This is a genomic window from Verrucomicrobiia bacterium, assembly GCA_035495615.1.
In the GTDB taxonomy this organism is placed as follows: Bacteria; Omnitrophota; Omnitrophia; order Omnitrophales; family Aquincolibacteriaceae; genus DATJFP01.
This window is the reverse complement of the sequence record DATJFP010000037.1, coordinates 1-13831: the sequence shown is the minus strand read 5'-3', so window position 1 is coordinate 13831 and position 13831 is coordinate 1. Positions and strand designations below refer to the sequence as shown.

The following is a 13831-nucleotide window of genomic DNA, read 5'->3' as shown; positions in this document are numbered from 1 at the left end:
AAGCGCGGCGAGCCGCGTCACTCAGGGATTGAAAGCTCGATGACCTTGTCCATGAGATCATCGAAGTCAAAAGGCTTAGTCAAATACGCGTTGGCGCCGATCACCTTGCCGACGATGCGGTCGGCGACCGTATCTTTCCCTGTCAGCATGATGATGGGAATGCCGGAAATGTGCCGGTCGTCGTCTTCGCGTATGGCCTTGCAGACTTCCTCGCCCGAGAGTTTCGGGAGCACCAGGTCGAGAATGATCAGGTCCGATTCTTTGCGGCGCGCCTGATCAAGCGCATCCAGGCCGTCCTGGGCCGCGGCAACGTCGAAGCCCATTTTGCGGAACCGGCGTTCGAGAAGCTTCAGCGCTCCCTCCTCGTCTTCCACGATGAGAACGCGTCTGCGCAAAGGTTTAAACGATTCGTGGTGTTCTTCGGGATACGGTACGGGATTCAAGGAAGTGGCCGGCGAGATCGGCATGCTGCACTCCTTTCCGTAGTAAAGAGGGTTTTGTCGTAGCGGAACAGACTTTCTTCACCTGCAAAAAAAAGTATAGCGGCGCCTTGACGTAAAATCAAGGCAGCACGCGAAATAAATGCGGTCGGAGGAGATGTTTTTTGGCAGGTATTCCGGACTGAAGTCCAGAGGCCGCAAAGGGATTGCGGCTAACCCCTGGAAATACCGAAAGTTAAAACCTTCTAGCTATTCAGGCCGCCGGGGCTGTTTCTTCCTCGCAGTAGGAGCTGCGGTGGCGGGCAAAGCCCAGGTGCCCGTCGTAGCAGAGCATGGAGCAGAAAAAAAGGCCGGTGACTTTATTGCGGCAGGTGCTCACCGAACAGCGGTAATAGGTTCCCCCGAGCGGGATTTCTTTCTTGCAGACGTTGCATTTTTTCCACGGCATGAAGCCCTCCTCAAGAACTAAGTAATGGATGGAATGCTTTGATCCCCTGTTTCTTTGATGTCCGCGCCCTCCGGAACCGCGAAGTTTTCTTCAGGCACGGCAACATTTTCCTGAAGCGCGCTTGCCGCCGAAACGATTTCACCTTCCTGGATCTGCCGCGTCATCTTGAGGGGAATGCGGTTCCAGACCCAGAGATGGGTCTGGGCGGCCGGGATGTCCCAGACGTCGCAGGTTTTGCCCAGGATGTCTTCGGTTCCGGTTTTTTTGCCGCCGAGTTTCTGGATGGCCTCAGACGTGTACTCGCCTTCCGGGAACGTATCCCAGAAATTATTTTTCCATTTGTGGCCGCTTTTTTTCGCGAGGTCCACGAAATAAATAAAGTCCGGAAAGAAAAGCGTGAGAAAGGTTTCCCCCTTTTTGTTCTTGCCGCCGTTCACGCTCGTCTTGCGCGATTCGCGGCGCCCCCACTGGTCGAAAGAAACCGTTTCGTTACCGGTCTGCGCGCCGGTAATGTCGTATTTCACGACTCCGGATTCCAGGCCGTACCGGTGCGCTTGCGCGGAAGGCTCTTCCGCGTAAGAAAATCCGGAAGTAAAAACGAAGACGGCGGCAAAAAACCCGGACAAGAATTTCGCGGATGCGTTCATGAGCTCCCTTTCCTGTTTAACGGTACACGATGAAAAAGCGCTTTGCAATCGGCAGCCCGGGGCCGCCGCTTCAAGATCAAGAGGTTCCGCCGCCCGCGGGCGGGTTCCGTGAGGCTTCGTCCAGCAGGGTCAATCCCAGCTTGGCTTTCTCGTAATCCGGCTTGAGCGCGAGCGCGCGGCTGAAAAAATCCCGCGCCGCCTGGTTTTGCCCGGTCAAGAGGCAGGCATGGCCTGCGTTGTAATAGGCCGTCGCAAAGCGCGGCGCTTTTTCCAGCGCCTTCAGATAATAAGGAAGCGCTTCCCCATGCCTGCCTAATTCGGAAAACGTAGCCCCGAGATTGTTCCAGCCTTCCGCGTCGTCGGGGTTGATTTCCACGGCGCGTGCGAAATGGGCCAGCGATTCTTCGCGCCGGTCCAGCTGCACGAGCGCATTGGCCCAATTTTTTTCCGCCACCGCGTTTTGCTTGTCTGAAGCCACGGCCTGCTTGAAATAATCAAGCGCTTCTTGCGGCTTTCCCTCCCGCGAGAGCAGGACGCCTTTATTGTTGTAAGCGTGCGTGTAGCCGGGCTGCATTTCGAGGGCCTTGGAATAATGGCCCTCCGCCCCGGAAAAATCCTGCCGTTCGACCAGGATGTTACCGATGTTATTCTGCGCGCGGGGATTGTACGGATTCAAGTCCACGGATTTTTTAAAATATTCCAGCGCCTCGTCGTTTTTGCCCTGCAGGAAAAGAACGGTGCCCATGTTGTTGTAGAGGTCGCTTTGCTTGGAGGAAACGCCAAGTGCCCTCGAAAACATCTCGGAAGCTTCCGCATGCCTTCCCTTCTCTTCGTAATAAACGCCGAGATCGTTCATGGCCAGGTAATTGCGGGGGTTCACTTCCAAAGCGCGATGGAAAAGGGTCTCGCTCGTGCGCCAGGTCGCGGTCTGCGCGAAAGAAAGGAACGGCAGTACGAACACCCCGGCCATGGCCGCCGCCGAGACCGCGAAGGCCGGGCCGCGCCGCGTCTTGAGCCGGCATCCGGTTTCCCATGCCACGGCCGCCGCAAGCCCGATCGTGGGGAGATAAAGAAAACGGTCGCCCGGGAATTCCAGGCCGAGCACCGGTGAAATCGAAGCCGTATACCAAAGCCAGGCCGCCGTCAGATGCGGGCGCAATTTCCTTTGCTTCCAGGCGCCCACGGCCAGGAGCGCCGCGCCCAGCGCGGCTGCCGCGAGGACGGCGGGATTCACCGAACCCGCCTGCTGGGGCCCATAAAAGCCCAGGTCCGCGGGCCAAAACCATTTTCGCAGGTAGAAAAAATAACTCGTCAGCGCGCCGGCCAGCACGTGAAACGGCTTCGCGTAAGAAAGCGCGGAAGGCACGCCCAGAAATGGCACGGGAATAAAAACAAGCGCCAGGATCCAGAGCGGCATTTTTTCGCGGATGCGCCGGACCAAAAGCGGCCGGTCCTCCCAGTTCAGGCGCCCCAGCGGCCAGAAATCCAGGACCAGCAGCAAAAAAGGCAGCGGGATCATCATGGACTTGGACATGAGTGCGCATGCGAAGGCCAGCGCGACCAGCGCCTTGCGCCCCGCGGAGGGCCGCCGGAGGGAAGAAAGATACGCATGAAACGTCAGAAGCGCGAAAAAAACGCTGAGCAGATCCTTGCGCGCCGTCAGCCAGGCCACAGGCTCCACCTGCACCGGATGAAAAGCGAAGATGAAAACCGCCAGCGCGCTTTTCCAGAAATCCGCGCCCAGCCGCCTGAAAAACCAGAGAAGAAGCATCATGTTGAGCGCATGGAAAACGAGATTCACCACGTGATGCGCGCCCGCGTTCAGCCCGAAAAACTGGATGTCGGCCATGCGCGAGAGGAAAACCAGCGGCTGCCAGCGGTCCGCGTTCGGCGAATCGTAGAAGAGGTCCGCGCTGAAGGCCCAGCCAAGCGAGCCGGCGGTCAGGCCGCCCTGGATGTACGGATTGCGCGCGATGTAAAGCGAATCGTCGAGGTTGGTGAATTCGAAATCCTTCACCCGCCCGAAAACGATCGCGGCTCCGGCCAGGAGGATGACGGCCAGGAATGCCGCGCGCCGCGGAATTCCCGCGGTTGCGCGAGACACTTTGGCATTGACGGTAGCGGCGGATTTTTTACCCACTGAATTGCCGGCTCCAGTTGGATACGGCCTGGATGGCGTCCGAGACTGTCTGCTGCGCTTTTTGCTGCAGCCCTTTGAGTTCGAAGCCAACGGCCAGGCTTCCCAGTTTCTCGATGATGATATCGACCACCTGCGACAGGAGCTGCGCCGGATCGGTCACATTCTTCAGCCGCAATTCGTGGACGTTCAATGCGAGGTTGCGCTGCGTCATCTGGCCGCCCGTGGTCTCGACATACTGCGCTGTCCCCAGGCTGAAAACCACTTCGTCGATGAGAAGCTGCGGCGGTTTGACCGAAGGCTTTTTCGGTTGTCCGGGATGGTCCTGCCCGGGCTGCGGCGCCTTGGCGGGCGGCTTTCTGGGTTTGGAGGCTTCGCGCAGGTTGATCTGGTTTTTCGTATTGCGCTCGACGACGACTTCGCTGAGATTGAAGCGCACCTGACGGATGTGAAGGCGGCCTTTCAGGATGTCCGCCGGCTCCATGCGGATGAAAAGTTCCGGTATCTCGGCCATGTGCGGCGACGAGAACCCCGGCGGGTTTCCGATCTCCACGTTGTAGATGCCCACTTCCAAGGGCGAGAGCTTCAGGTGATAATGCTGGGCCTTGAACGGAAGCCCGAGGGCGGTGCCGAGGAGGGCAGAAAGGGTCTGATTGTAAAGGCCCCGCGCAATGAAAAACGCCGCGACGGCCACCCCTGCGGCGAAGACTTTATTCTTTTTGCCGCGAAGCCCTTTGGAAAATAAAATTTTGGCGAGGCTCATCGCTTCCCTTCTTCCGCGCGGAAATCCGCTCCCGTAAGATAAAGAAAGACCCCGGTGAGCGAAAAACCGTCGCGGATCTCGCCGCGCTCCAGCATGCGCAGGATTTCCGAGCGTGTTTTCCAGGCCACCGAATGCACTTCGTTCGCGTCGAACGTGCCGGAGTGGGCAGCCGCGCGGCATGTGACCAGATAGAAAACGCTGCGGCACATGCCGGTCATGGGGTAATAAGTGTAAGCAAGACGGTGGCCCGTGGTCTGATATCCGGTTTCTTCCAGGGCCTCGCGTTCGGCCGCGGCAAGCACCGGTTCGTCCGACTCGAAGCTGCCCGCGGGGATTTCCCATTCGACGGAATCGAAAATGTAGCGGTAGGAGCGGATCAGCAGAAGATCGCCCGCCTCGTTGGTGACGATGGCGCCGACGCCGCTCTTGGGAAATTCGACGCAGTGATGGGCTTCGACGATGCGGCCGGCGGGAAACTCCACGCGGTCGGCATGGACCCGGAGCCACTCGCTTTCGTAGATCGTCCTGCGCGCCAGGATTTTCGGTTTTTTTTCCATAAGCACCGGCCTCCGGTTCCCGGGAAATCCGGTCAACTGATGATGGTCAGGCTGGAGGTGTAACCGTGCACGTAATTTTTTCCTTCCACGGGACCGAATTCGCCGTTGGCGAAAAATCCGGCCAAGGGAAACGGGCCGCGGTATTTCTGGATCAGCTTCACGTCATGGTCGGCCTGGCCAAACAGGGCCTTGCCTCTCCCGCAGCAGCTCACCAGAATCGCCGCCTCTTTCAAAACCGTTTCTTTGCGGTGCATGAGCTTGAGCAGCGCCTCGAGGTCTTCGGTCGAGGCCTTTGCGTCGCGGAGCTGGAACTGCAGGGTTTGGCCGATGACCAGATTTTCGCCGACAGCCAGCGCCCCGCTCGCGCGGTCCGCGCCCATGATGTTGCGGATGAGAAAGTCGCCGCGCTTGAACGAGGAGCGCGTCTCGTCCATGGCCAGCCCCACGAAAAGCGAGTGGTGGGCGAGCTCCTGGTCCAGCGGGGACAGATTTTTATAAATTTCGCCGAACGCCTCGAGCGCTGGCTTGCCCGCCAGCTCCTGCAGGACGTTTCCTTCGGCCTTGGTCACGGCAAGCGCCTCCCCGATCGGCCGGCATCCCTGGGACACCAGCGTCTCGAAGCTCACATCGCCGATGAAGGCCAGGCCCACGGCGCCGCGCAGGTTCACGTCGCCGTTCAACACGATCCAGTTTTCGGCGCCGGCCGCCATGCCGCCGCTCGCAAACCCGCCGGTGACAGGCAGGCCCGGATAACCTTCGTTCAAAAGGAAGAGCAGCTTGGCGGCATCGCAGGTCATCGGGTCCGCGAAGCACAGGAATTTTGGGGAATCGTTCGGATAAATGTCGAGGTTTTCGACGAGGTCCTTTCCCGTGGACAGGCTTTCGATCTCGTGCGGCGAAAGCGTGAACGGCACGATCCTGACGTTGGGAAGATGCATGGCCAGCACCGAAAGGGCGGGCTCCATTTCGATTTCGCTTTTGTCGCCGATCACGCCGTTGGAGTTGCAGCCGATGAGCACGGGAACGGACAAGAGGGACTGCAGCGTGCCCATGACCGCGGCCGCGTCCAGCTCGGCGTAGCCTTCTGAAAGAAAGACGAGCGCGGCGTCGCGGCTCTTGTCCTGGAAGTCTTTCAGGATTTTCGAGGCCGCGTTTTCGACGGCCTTCAGGGGATCCGGATCGCGCGACAAGACGGAGGAAAAAATTTTTTCGCTCATGTTTACGGCTGCGGAACGGGCTTTTCCCGTCTGATGTTGCTCGTCATCATGTCAAAAACGGGCCGCGCCGAACGCACCGTGACGACGGGGCCGCTCATCTTGAAGAAAAGCAGGCCTTCCGGGCCTTCCACGATGGCTCCGGCCACGGCCCAGTCTTTTTTCGGGAGGCGGTCCGCGCCCGGCATGGTGCTCTGGTAAATGCCTTCGATCTGGACGGTGGTGACGCGCAGGCCATTGACCGTGCGCATGTCGCTGACCGGGGGAAAACCTCTGTCGGTTTCCGTAAATTCGGCCTTCCAGCGGTCCACGTGCGACTGCACCGTGCCGCCTTTATTAGGTCCGAAGTAGAGCACTTCCATCTGCCCGTTCTGGAAAGCGGGATCCGGGGACGGCACTTCGAACTGGAAAAGTTTCAGGCGCGAATCGGGTTTTTGCTCGTTCCACGCGGTCGGCGCGTAAAAAATGACGCCGGCTGCGGCGCGGGGCGGAATCGGCACTTCCACCTTCACCGAAGCCGCGGCCGCACCCGCGAACAGCCCTCCGGAACACGCCGCGATAAAAAATGCCGCCCACACCCGTCTGAATCTGTTCATCGTTTCCCCCGTCCGCGACTATCAGGTTTTATTTTGGTTTCCGTGGATCTCAAAACTTTTCAGCGTTTCGGACAGCGCTTCTTTGTTGCGCTGGACGTAAGAGCGCGACTTTTTCTCCGCTTCCTCGCGCGCCGTGTCCGATTGCGCCTTGGCCTGCTTTTCCCGCACTTCCGCAAGATGCGTCTGGCGTTCATGGCGCATGTCGCGCTTTTTCTGCCGCCACGCCTTGCGGCCTTCGGGCGTGCTGAGGTCCGCATCCTCGCGGGCCTCGTTGAGCTCGGTCTGCCACGACTTCAGTTTTTTCGGTTCCTGGGACACTGCGGGAACAGCGGCCGTGGAATCGCCGGCGGGCGGCGTGGGTTCGGCGGGTTTTTCCTCGCGGACTTCCGTCGCGCCGGCGTCCACGATCTGGGTCGGCGCTGAAAAAGCCGGGCGAAGCGGCAGGAGCAGCAGCGCGGCAAGACCGAACGGGATTTTTCTCAGCAGGCTCACGGCCGTTTCCTTTCCGTCAGCGCGTAATGTTCCTTTAAGATGCAGCGGTCCATCACCACGTTAAGTCCCGCGGCGCGCGCTTTTTCCGCCGCGTGGGGATGAACGATGCCTTCCTGCATCCACACCGTCTTGGCGCGGGCCGCGATGGCTTCGTCCACAATAGGCGGAACCGCGTCGGGTTTCCTGAAGATATCGACCACATCCACTTTTTCCGGAACCTCGGCCAGGCTCGCGTAGGCCTTCTCGCCCAGCACTTCCTTGACCGCGGGATTGACCGGGATGATGCGGTAACCGTGGCGCTGCAGGTACTGCGCCACGTGATAGCTGTCGCGGTCGGGTTTGTCCGACAGGCCGACCACGGCAATGACTTTGGCTCCGGCTAAAATGTCCTGGATCACTTCGCGCTCGGTCATAAAGCACCTCTCATTTGAATATTTTGACGCCCGCGATTCCCGCGACGATCAGCACGATCGAAGCCGCGCGCAAAAAAGACGCGGGTTCCTTCAGCCATAAAATGCCGGCAAGCGCCGTTCCTACCGTGCCGATGCCGGTCCAGACCGCGTAGCCCACGCTGACCGGAACGCTTTTCAGGGCGTACGACAGGCAAAGAAAGCTCACGATCATGCCGGCGACCGTCAGCACGGAAGCCAGGGGCCGCGTAAAGCCTTCCGAACATTTCAGGCCGAGCGCCCAGGCCACTTCCAGAAGGCCGGCAATCCCCAGGAAAATCCAGGCTTTGGCGTCGCTTGATCCCATCACGATCCCCTCAAAACGCGGTCCGGACGGATGATAGCGGCCTCCGTCGCCGTAATCTTCATGATCACGAAATCTTTCGGCATCACGTTTTCGGCGTCGCGTGCCGAGTATTCCCCCATCACTCTTTTGAGGATGCGGTCGGCTTCATAAGAAATCAGCCGGCGCTCCCACTTCTGCCGGACCGCGTCGAACTCTTCGCCCTTTTCCAGGATATCGCAGCCGCCCGTCAACCGATAGCCGATGAAATGCGCGTCGTCCATGAAAGAGACCGAGACTTTCGGATTTTCCGTTAGATTGCGATACGTCTGGGTGATCCGGTAATCCAGAAAATAAACGTGATTGGGCTGCGCGATGTCGACAAGCATTTTGGACGCGGAATTCGGAACCTTTCCCGCGTCGCATGTGGCCACGCTCAACGTCTTCAAGTCTTTGGTGTGTTCCACGAAGCGCTTGAAGATCTGGTTGAAATCTAAATCGGCTGTTTTCATCAGGCTTTATCCGCGTCGCGGTGCACGGTCTCGGGGGAAAACGCGGGCAGGCAGACCGCGATGTATTCCGCCCCTTCCGGGAACGGCGTGCTGTATTTGACCCATTCGCCCGCGGGCACGATGACGGCCTGTCCCGCATTCACATCCGTGCTGCCGTCCCGGGACGTCACCCGCAGTGTCCCTTTTAAGACGAGCGTGTACTCGTCAAATTCAGGGGTTTGTCCGGGTTCCACCCATCCCGAAGGGCTTTTCATGCGCGCGAGGCTGATCCCGGACGTGCGGGTCGCTACCCTTCCTATAAATTCTTCGATCAGCTTCGGTTTGTTCCCCGAGGCCTTGATTTGAACGGGTTTGGGTATCAGGTGCGGCATGATTTTTACAATTGTGTAAGGTTCTGCTGACATTTCCAGAGCATGCGGCGTCGCATGGCTGCCTATTTTAGCACTTTTTTATGAAAGCTCCCTTTTTTTGTGCCCTTCCGGTTGGCACAAAACGTGCATTCTCAAAAGCAGGCAGAAAGGAGTCCACCATGTCGGCTAGAACGATACACGAAACGATTCTTCAGAATAAGTTCATTTCCCTGCTTCTCCTGAGGCGGGCGCTTATCGAGGAAAACTACGAAGCGTGCGCCGCGCTGGTCTCTGCCGCGAAGTATTATCAGTCCACTTCCAAGGAAATCCGGAAAGTCCTGACGAACCCGGACCTTCATCCGGAAAACCTCGAGATCGACGAAGAGCCGGTCATCACGGCGGGCAAGCAGAAAGTATCGGAGCGTTAAGACTCGTAGAGCAGGATCCGGATCTTTTGAAGCACGTCTTCGAAAGACGCGGATTTGTTCACGTACTCGTCCGCGCCGAGCAGCGCGGCTTTCTTTTGGCCCTGAGGATCCGTTCCCGCGGTGAACATGACCACGCTGATCCCGGCCGTTTCCGGATTTTCCTTCAGCGCCTTCAGCACCTCGAAACCGTTCATGCCCGGCATCATCACATCCAGCAGGATAAGGTCCGGCTTCTCGGAAACCGCCTTTTTCAGCCCCGCTCCCCCGTCATGAGCCACGGCAACGTCAAAGCCGCTGGCCTTCAGCCGCCGCTCGATCATGGCAACCAGCGTCATCTCGTCGTCAACCATCAGGATTTTCTTTTTCTCGGTCATGGCCCAGGGCCCGTCTTTCCTTCTACTACGGCAAAAACGCCAAAGCCTGAACCTGGGGCCGGTCCGGGCTTCTTCCTTAATTATAGTCGCGCGAGAGAAAAGAAGGGCCCCGCTTTTCGACTTGGGGAAAATTCAGGCAGGATTGTAAGTTTTCTTAGGTTTGAATCCGGGAGAATTTTAACGCGGTCAAAAAAAGCTTAAGCCTTGCCGGCGTAGCGGAAACGGCGTTGTTTGCGCCCGTTGACAAGGACAGAGCCGCGGAACATTTTTTCGGGCCTCGCCCAGAGGCTTTTAGCGCCGTAGCGGGTTTTATACAGCGCGTAGTAGACCACCAGCTTTTCCAGCGTCTCGCTGTGGCGGGCCGTGCCGATCACTTCGTAGAGCTTTCCTTTATAATGGCGGTAAAGCCCTTTGCGCAGTGCCTTCAAAGCACCCCTCCCTTGCGCAGTTTACGCGTCCAGTCCGCCAGCGCCGCGACCAGCTGCTTGATTTTTTCCCGCGCCTTTTCGTCGGCCACATTTCCCTCCGCGTCAAAGGCCTTGGCGGCAAACGGGATCATGACCTCCGGCTGGTTCAGGCAGTACATGTCGAGAAAGACGAAACATTTGCGCAGGTCGTACTGCGCGCGCGCCGTGCCCAACATGCCGGGAGACGCGCCCATGATCGCCACGGGCTTGCGCATGAGCGCGCCTTTGCCGTAGGGCCGCGAGGCCCAGTCGATCGCGTTCTTGAGAACGCCCGGGATGGAATAATTGTATTCGGGCGTCGCGATCAGGATGGCATCGGCCGCCGCGATCTTTTCCCGGAACTGCGTCACGATCCCGGCGGGCGAGGCCTCGTCGTCTTCATTGTACAGAGGCATGCCGTTCAGCTCGAACGTCTCGACCTTCACCCCTTCGGGCGCAAGCTCCTGCGCCGCGCGCAGCGCGCTGCGGTTGAAAGAGTTTTTGCGCAGGCTTCCGGCAAAACCAAAAATCTTCAAGGTTTCCATGTTTTCTCCTACTCCAGGTCGAACAGGATGAATTCCGCGCCCTTGTCGCTCTCGAAGGTCAGCGCTTTCTCGCCTTCGACGGCAGCGCCGTCACCCGGCCCAAGTTTCTGGCCGTTCAGCTTCAGCTCGCCGTGCGTGATCTGGATCCACTGGCCGTGCCCGGCTTCGGGCGCATGCTTCACGCTTTTGCCCGGTTCGATCGCGGCGTCATACATGCACGCATTCTGATGCACAGTCACCGAACCGTCCCGCCCGTCCGGTGAAGCGACAAGCCGGAGTTTGTTCTTCTTTCCCGACGGTTCGAAAAGCTTTTGCTCGTAGCCGGGCTGAAGTCCGGGCCTTCCCGGATAAATCCAGATCTGCAGGAGATGCACCGGTTCTTTCGGCGACGGGTTGTATTCGCTGTGCGTCACGCCCGTCCCCGCGCTCATGCGCTGCACTTCCCCCGGCCGGATCACCGACGTGTTCCCCATGCTGTCCTTGTGCTGCAGCCCGCCCTGCAGGATGTAGGTGATGATTTCCATGTTCTGATGCGAATGCGGCGGAAATCCCTCGCCCGGCGCCACCTTGTCTTCGTTGATGACGCGCAGCTTGCGGAAGCCCATGTGTTCGGGATCATGATAGTCCGCGAAGGAAAAAGAATGATAGGTGTCGAGCCAGCCGTGTGCGAAATGGCCGCGTTCCCGGGAAGGTCTGAGGGTGATCATAAAACCTCCTAATGGCAGTTGAACAGCCCGCGCTTCTGCAGGTATTGCTGGTGGTATTCCTCAGCGCGGTAAAACGTGGAGGCGGGAGCGATTTCCGTAGCCGCGGGATGCCGGAATTTTTTCGAGGCATCGAGCTTTTCTTTCGACGCCTTCGCGATCTTCTCCTGTTCCGGTGTATGAAAATAAATCGCGGACCGGTACTGGCTGCCCACGTCCGGCCCCTGTCGGTCCACGGTCGTCGGATCATGGATGGTCCAGAAAAATTCCACGAGGTCTTCGTAACGCACGAGCTTCGGGTCGAATTCGATTTCCACGGCCTCGGCGTGGCCCGTCGTGTCCGTGCACACGGATTCGTATGTGGGATTTTTGAGCGTGCCGCCCGTATAGCCAACCTGCGTGGACGCCACGCCCTTCACCCGTCGAAAGTTGGCTTCGACGCCCCAGAAACATCCGGCCGCAAAAGTCGCTTTTTCCATTTATCCTCCCCGAGCGGGCGCGTCGGAATGGCCCAGCTCTTTTCCCGGCGCCGCGAGGTCGCGCACGCGCTGCTTCAATTCCTTGATGTCCGGAAAACGCCCTTCGGTTTTCCGGTCCCATGCGAGCTTGCCGTTTGCCTGCACGTTGAAAATTCCGCCTTTGCCCGGCACCAGCGTGACACCGCCCAATTCCTCTTCGAAAGTCGTGAGGAGTTCCTGCGCCATCCAGGCCGCCCTCAAGAGCCAGCGGCACTGGGTGCAGTATTCGATGCGCACGACCGGTTTGTCAGGCATGCTGCTTCTTCCTTTTTCCGGAACCGCTTTTCGCGGGCGACGACGCCTTGTCGAGGAGAACAGCGAGCGATTCGTAAAAAATGCCGCTGTGGCGCGTCAGCCCCATCTCGCAGGTGCGGCTTGTCGCATAACCGTTTGCGGCGCCGCCCAGCTTTTCTTTCAGGCCTCGCAGCGCGGACCGCGAAATTTCCGGAACGAAAAATCCTTTGTCGCCCGCGACGCCGCAGCAGCCGGTTTCAGGCAGCACGAGTTTTTCCACGCACCACCCTGCCGCTTCTTTCTGGGCCGCATCCAGCCCCATCTTAAGGGAACTGCAGGTGAGGTGCAAGGCCGCGGTTTCGTGGACCGGCGAAAAATGAAGCCGGGGCTTCAAATAAAGCCGCGCAAACTCCGCTATGTCATGGAGCGGAAGTTTTTTTTGTCCGGGATTTCCCGCGGAGTTCTGAAAATCACGCAGGCGCTGCAGGCACGGCGTGGTGTCGAACAGGATCGGCAATTGCCCGCCCGCGGACGCGGCTTCCAGCGCGGCCGCGAGCTCCGCTGCTTTTTCCCGCGCGAGGCTCTCGAAGCCCTTGCTCGCAAACGCAAGGCCGCAGCAAAGCCCATCCGCGCCTTCGGGATAAAACGCGTCGTAACCCGCCTTGTCCAAAAGGGATTCCGTGCGCCGGATCAGGTCCGGGCTTTCCGAAGCGCCGCGGTAGGCGCCGAAAACGCGCGACGCGCAGCTGGGAAAATAAACCACGGGATCGCGCATGTTCGTCCGGCGCACAAGCGGCTTCGCAGGCCGCGGCAGCCAGGAAAAAGAGGACGGCAAAAACTTTCCAGCCGCGCCGAGAACGAAGCGGCCGGCCGCGGCGGCGCCTGCCATGTGGCGGGCCGCCCAAGCCGCGGCCAGGCGCCCGGCCCAGGAATGATTTTCCGCGCGCAGCGATTTGACCAGCTTTCCCGTGTCAATGCCCACGGGACAGGATAGCGAGCAAAGCCCGTCGGCCGCGCAGGTTTTTTCTCCCGCGTACGAAAAAGCGCGCGCGAAATCGCGCAGGCGGCGGGGGTTCTCCCCCGTTTTTTCGAGGCGTTTGACTTCCCGGTACACCGCGATACGCTGACGCGGCGTGAGCGTGAGGTCCCGCGACGGGCAATGCCGCTCGCAAAAGCCGCATTCGGTGCATTTGTCCACGGCCTCGTGCGCGACCGGCAGCGGCTTCAGGTCTTTCAAGTGCGCGCGAGGATCCGGATTCAAGATCACGCCGGGGTTCAGCAGATTTTCCGGGTCGAAGATTTCCTTGATCTCCTTCATGAGGTCGTACGCCTCCGCGCCCCATTCCCGCTGCACGAACGGCGCCATGTTCCTCCCTGTTCCGTGCTCGGCTTTCAGCGCGCCGTCAAAACGCTGCACCACGAGTTTGGTCAGCGCGTCCATAAAATCGCCATAGCGGCGCACTTCCGCAGCCTTGTTGAAATCCTGCTTGAAAACAAAATGAAGGTTGCCTTCCAGGGCATGCCCGAACACGATGGCGTCCATGTAGCCGTGGGTTTGCAGCAGCTCTTCGAGCGCGGACGCCGCCTCCGCGAGCCGCTCCACGGGAAAACACACGTCTTCGATGATGACGGTCGTGCCGCTCTCGCGCATGGCGCCGACCGACGGGAACAGGCCCTTGCGGATGTTCCACAAG

General features: G+C 59.3%; 21 protein-coding genes. 1 reads left to right on the top strand and 20 read right to left on the bottom strand.

Features of this window, described 5'->3' with window-relative positions; translation table 11 throughout:
• Positions 1-17: 17 nt before the first annotated feature.
• The 13 genes from VL688_05015 to VL688_04955 form a co-directional block, all read right to left on the bottom strand.
• Positions 18-467 (bottom strand): response regulator, encoded by a 450-nt coding sequence (locus VL688_05015; protein HTL47405.1) that lies wholly within the window; start codon positions 465-467, stop codon positions 18-20.
• Positions 468-693: 226 nt separating this feature from the next.
• Positions 694-888 carry a hypothetical protein gene (locus VL688_05010; GenBank protein HTL47404.1) on the bottom strand — a complete coding sequence of 65 codons (195 nt, stop codon included), beginning with the start codon at positions 886-888 and terminating at the stop codon, positions 694-696.
• A gap of 17 nt (positions 889-905) precedes the next feature.
• Positions 906-1535, bottom strand: a complete 630-nt coding sequence (locus VL688_05005) for a hypothetical protein (GenBank protein ID HTL47403.1) — start codon at positions 1533-1535, stop codon at positions 906-908.
• 76 nt (positions 1536-1611) lie between these two features.
• Positions 1612-3675 (bottom strand): tetratricopeptide repeat protein, encoded by a 2064-nt coding sequence (locus VL688_05000; protein HTL47402.1) that lies wholly within the window; start codon positions 3673-3675, stop codon positions 1612-1614.
• The gene (locus VL688_04995; GenBank protein ID HTL47401.1) at positions 3668-4435 is read right to left on the bottom strand and encodes an AsmA family protein; all 768 of its coding nucleotides are present in this window, start codon (positions 4433-4435) and stop codon (positions 3668-3670) included. Before VL688_04995 ends, VL688_05000 begins: the two co-directional genes overlap by 8 nt.
• Positions 4432-4992 (bottom strand): NUDIX domain-containing protein, encoded by a 561-nt coding sequence (locus tag VL688_04990; protein HTL47400.1) that lies wholly within the window; start codon positions 4990-4992, stop codon positions 4432-4434. Before VL688_04990 ends, VL688_04995 begins: the two co-directional genes overlap by 4 nt.
• A gap of 32 nt (positions 4993-5024) precedes the next feature.
• Positions 5025-6209, bottom strand: coding sequence for an FIST N-terminal domain-containing protein (locus VL688_04985; GenBank protein HTL47399.1), 1185 nt, complete (start codon positions 6207-6209; stop codon positions 5025-5027).
• A gap of 2 nt (positions 6210-6211) precedes the next feature.
• Positions 6212-6802 (bottom strand): hypothetical protein, encoded by a 591-nt coding sequence (locus tag VL688_04980; protein HTL47398.1) that lies wholly within the window; start codon positions 6800-6802, stop codon positions 6212-6214.
• A 21-nt stretch (positions 6803-6823) separates the two neighbouring features.
• A complete protein-coding gene (locus VL688_04975; protein HTL47397.1) occupies positions 6824-7294 on the bottom strand; it encodes a hypothetical protein in 471 nt (156 codons plus the stop codon).
• A complete protein-coding gene (locus VL688_04970; protein HTL47396.1) occupies positions 7291-7707 on the bottom strand; it encodes a CoA-binding protein in 417 nt (138 codons plus the stop codon). Before VL688_04970 ends, VL688_04975 begins: the two co-directional genes overlap by 4 nt.
• Positions 7708-7717: 10 nt before the next feature.
• A complete protein-coding gene (locus VL688_04965; protein ID HTL47395.1) occupies positions 7718-8050 on the bottom strand; it encodes a multidrug efflux SMR transporter in 333 nt (110 codons plus the stop codon).
• Complete coding sequence (locus VL688_04960; GenBank protein HTL47394.1) at positions 8050-8538, bottom strand: pyridoxamine 5'-phosphate oxidase family protein; 489 nt, start codon at positions 8536-8538, stop codon at positions 8050-8052. The genes VL688_04965 and VL688_04960 overlap by 1 nt, the downstream gene beginning before the upstream one ends.
• Complete coding sequence (locus VL688_04955; protein HTL47393.1) at positions 8538-8909, bottom strand: cupin domain-containing protein; 372 nt, start codon at positions 8907-8909, stop codon at positions 8538-8540. The genes VL688_04960 and VL688_04955 overlap by 1 nt, the downstream gene beginning before the upstream one ends.
• A 158-nt stretch (positions 8910-9067) precedes the next feature.
• On the opposite strand from VL688_04955, the gene VL688_04950 reads away from it, so the two are divergent.
• Positions 9068-9316, top strand: a complete 249-nt coding sequence (locus VL688_04950; GenBank protein HTL47392.1) for a hypothetical protein — start codon at positions 9068-9070, stop codon at positions 9314-9316.
• Here VL688_04950 and VL688_04945 read toward each other — a convergent pair.
• The 7 genes from VL688_04945 to VL688_04915 form a co-directional block, all read right to left on the bottom strand.
• Entirely contained in the window at positions 9313-9690 is a 378-nt protein-coding gene (locus VL688_04945) for a response regulator (GenBank protein HTL47391.1), read from the bottom strand. The two genes, VL688_04950 and VL688_04945, sit on opposite strands and share 4 nt — an antisense overlap.
• A gap of 197 nt (positions 9691-9887) precedes the next feature.
• Positions 9888-10118, bottom strand: a complete 231-nt coding sequence (locus VL688_04940; GenBank protein ID HTL47390.1) for a DUF1653 domain-containing protein — start codon at positions 10116-10118, stop codon at positions 9888-9890.
• The gene (locus tag VL688_04935; protein ID HTL47389.1) at positions 10115-10681 is read right to left on the bottom strand and encodes an NAD(P)H-dependent oxidoreductase; all 567 of its coding nucleotides are present in this window, start codon (positions 10679-10681) and stop codon (positions 10115-10117) included. Before VL688_04935 ends, VL688_04940 begins: the two co-directional genes overlap by 4 nt.
• 8 nt (positions 10682-10689) lie before the next feature.
• The gene (locus VL688_04930; protein HTL47388.1) at positions 10690-11388 is read right to left on the bottom strand and encodes a pirin family protein; all 699 of its coding nucleotides are present in this window, start codon (positions 11386-11388) and stop codon (positions 10690-10692) included.
• Between the two features lie 8 nt (positions 11389-11396).
• Positions 11397-11864: a peptide-methionine (S)-S-oxide reductase MsrA gene (msrA, locus tag VL688_04925; GenBank protein ID HTL47387.1), complete on the bottom strand. Its 468-nt coding sequence runs from the start codon at positions 11862-11864 to the stop codon at positions 11397-11399.
• Positions 11865-12158: a SelT/SelW/SelH family protein gene (locus tag VL688_04920; protein ID HTL47386.1), complete on the bottom strand. Its 294-nt coding sequence runs from the start codon at positions 12156-12158 to the stop codon at positions 11865-11867. It lies immediately after the preceding gene.
• Positions 12151-13831: FAD-linked oxidase C-terminal domain-containing protein (locus VL688_04915; protein ID HTL47385.1), on the bottom strand; the 1681-nt coding region annotated here is incomplete at its 5' end. The genes VL688_04920 and VL688_04915, both read right to left, overlap by 8 nt.

What these genes read in the sequence shown, in the direction of transcription:
- VL688_04950 (HTL47392.1), top strand. Translation starts at nt 9,068, where the DNA reads ATGTCGGCTAGAACGATACACGAAACGATTCTTCAGAATAAGTTCATT.
- VL688_05010 (HTL47404.1), bottom strand. Translation starts at nt 888, where the DNA reads ATGCCGTGGAAAAAATGCAACGTCTGCAAGAAAGAAATCCCGCTCGGG.
- VL688_04945 (HTL47391.1), bottom strand. Translation starts at nt 9,690, where the DNA reads ATGACCGAGAAAAAGAAAATCCTGATGGTTGACGACGAGATGACGCTG.
- VL688_04980 (HTL47398.1), bottom strand. Translation starts at nt 6,802, where the DNA reads ATGAACAGATTCAGACGGGTGTGGGCGGCATTTTTTATCGCGGCGTGT.
- VL688_04930 (HTL47388.1), bottom strand. Translation starts at nt 11,388, where the DNA reads ATGATCACCCTCAGACCTTCCCGGGAACGCGGCCATTTCGCACACGGC.
- VL688_04990 (HTL47400.1), bottom strand. Translation starts at nt 4,992, where the DNA reads ATGGAAAAAAAACCGAAAATCCTGGCGCGCAGGACGATCTACGAAAGC.
- VL688_05005 (HTL47403.1), bottom strand. Translation starts at nt 1,535, where the DNA reads ATGAACGCATCCGCGAAATTCTTGTCCGGGTTTTTTGCCGCCGTCTTC.
- VL688_04920 (HTL47386.1), bottom strand. Translation starts at nt 12,158, where the DNA reads ATGCCTGACAAACCGGTCGTGCGCATCGAATACTGCACCCAGTGCCGC.
- VL688_04965 (HTL47395.1), bottom strand. Translation starts at nt 8,050, where the DNA reads ATGGGATCAAGCGACGCCAAAGCCTGGATTTTCCTGGGGATTGCCGGC.
- VL688_04935 (HTL47389.1), bottom strand. Translation starts at nt 10,681, where the DNA reads ATGGAAACCTTGAAGATTTTTGGTTTTGCCGGAAGCCTGCGCAAAAAC.
- VL688_05015 (HTL47405.1), bottom strand. Translation starts at nt 467, where the DNA reads ATGCCGATCTCGCCGGCCACTTCCTTGAATCCCGTACCGTATCCCGAA.
- msrA (HTL47387.1), bottom strand. Translation starts at nt 11,864, where the DNA reads ATGGAAAAAGCGACTTTTGCGGCCGGATGTTTCTGGGGCGTCGAAGCC.
- VL688_04985 (HTL47399.1), bottom strand. Translation starts at nt 6,209, where the DNA reads ATGAGCGAAAAAATTTTTTCCTCCGTCTTGTCGCGCGATCCGGATCCC.
- VL688_04955 (HTL47393.1), bottom strand. Translation starts at nt 8,909, where the DNA reads ATGCCGCACCTGATACCCAAACCCGTTCAAATCAAGGCCTCGGGGAAC.
- VL688_04970 (HTL47396.1), bottom strand. Translation starts at nt 7,707, where the DNA reads ATGACCGAGCGCGAAGTGATCCAGGACATTTTAGCCGGAGCCAAAGTC.
- VL688_04995 (HTL47401.1), bottom strand. Translation starts at nt 4,435, where the DNA reads ATGAGCCTCGCCAAAATTTTATTTTCCAAAGGGCTTCGCGGCAAAAAG.
- VL688_04960 (HTL47394.1), bottom strand. Translation starts at nt 8,538, where the DNA reads ATGAAAACAGCCGATTTAGATTTCAACCAGATCTTCAAGCGCTTCGTG.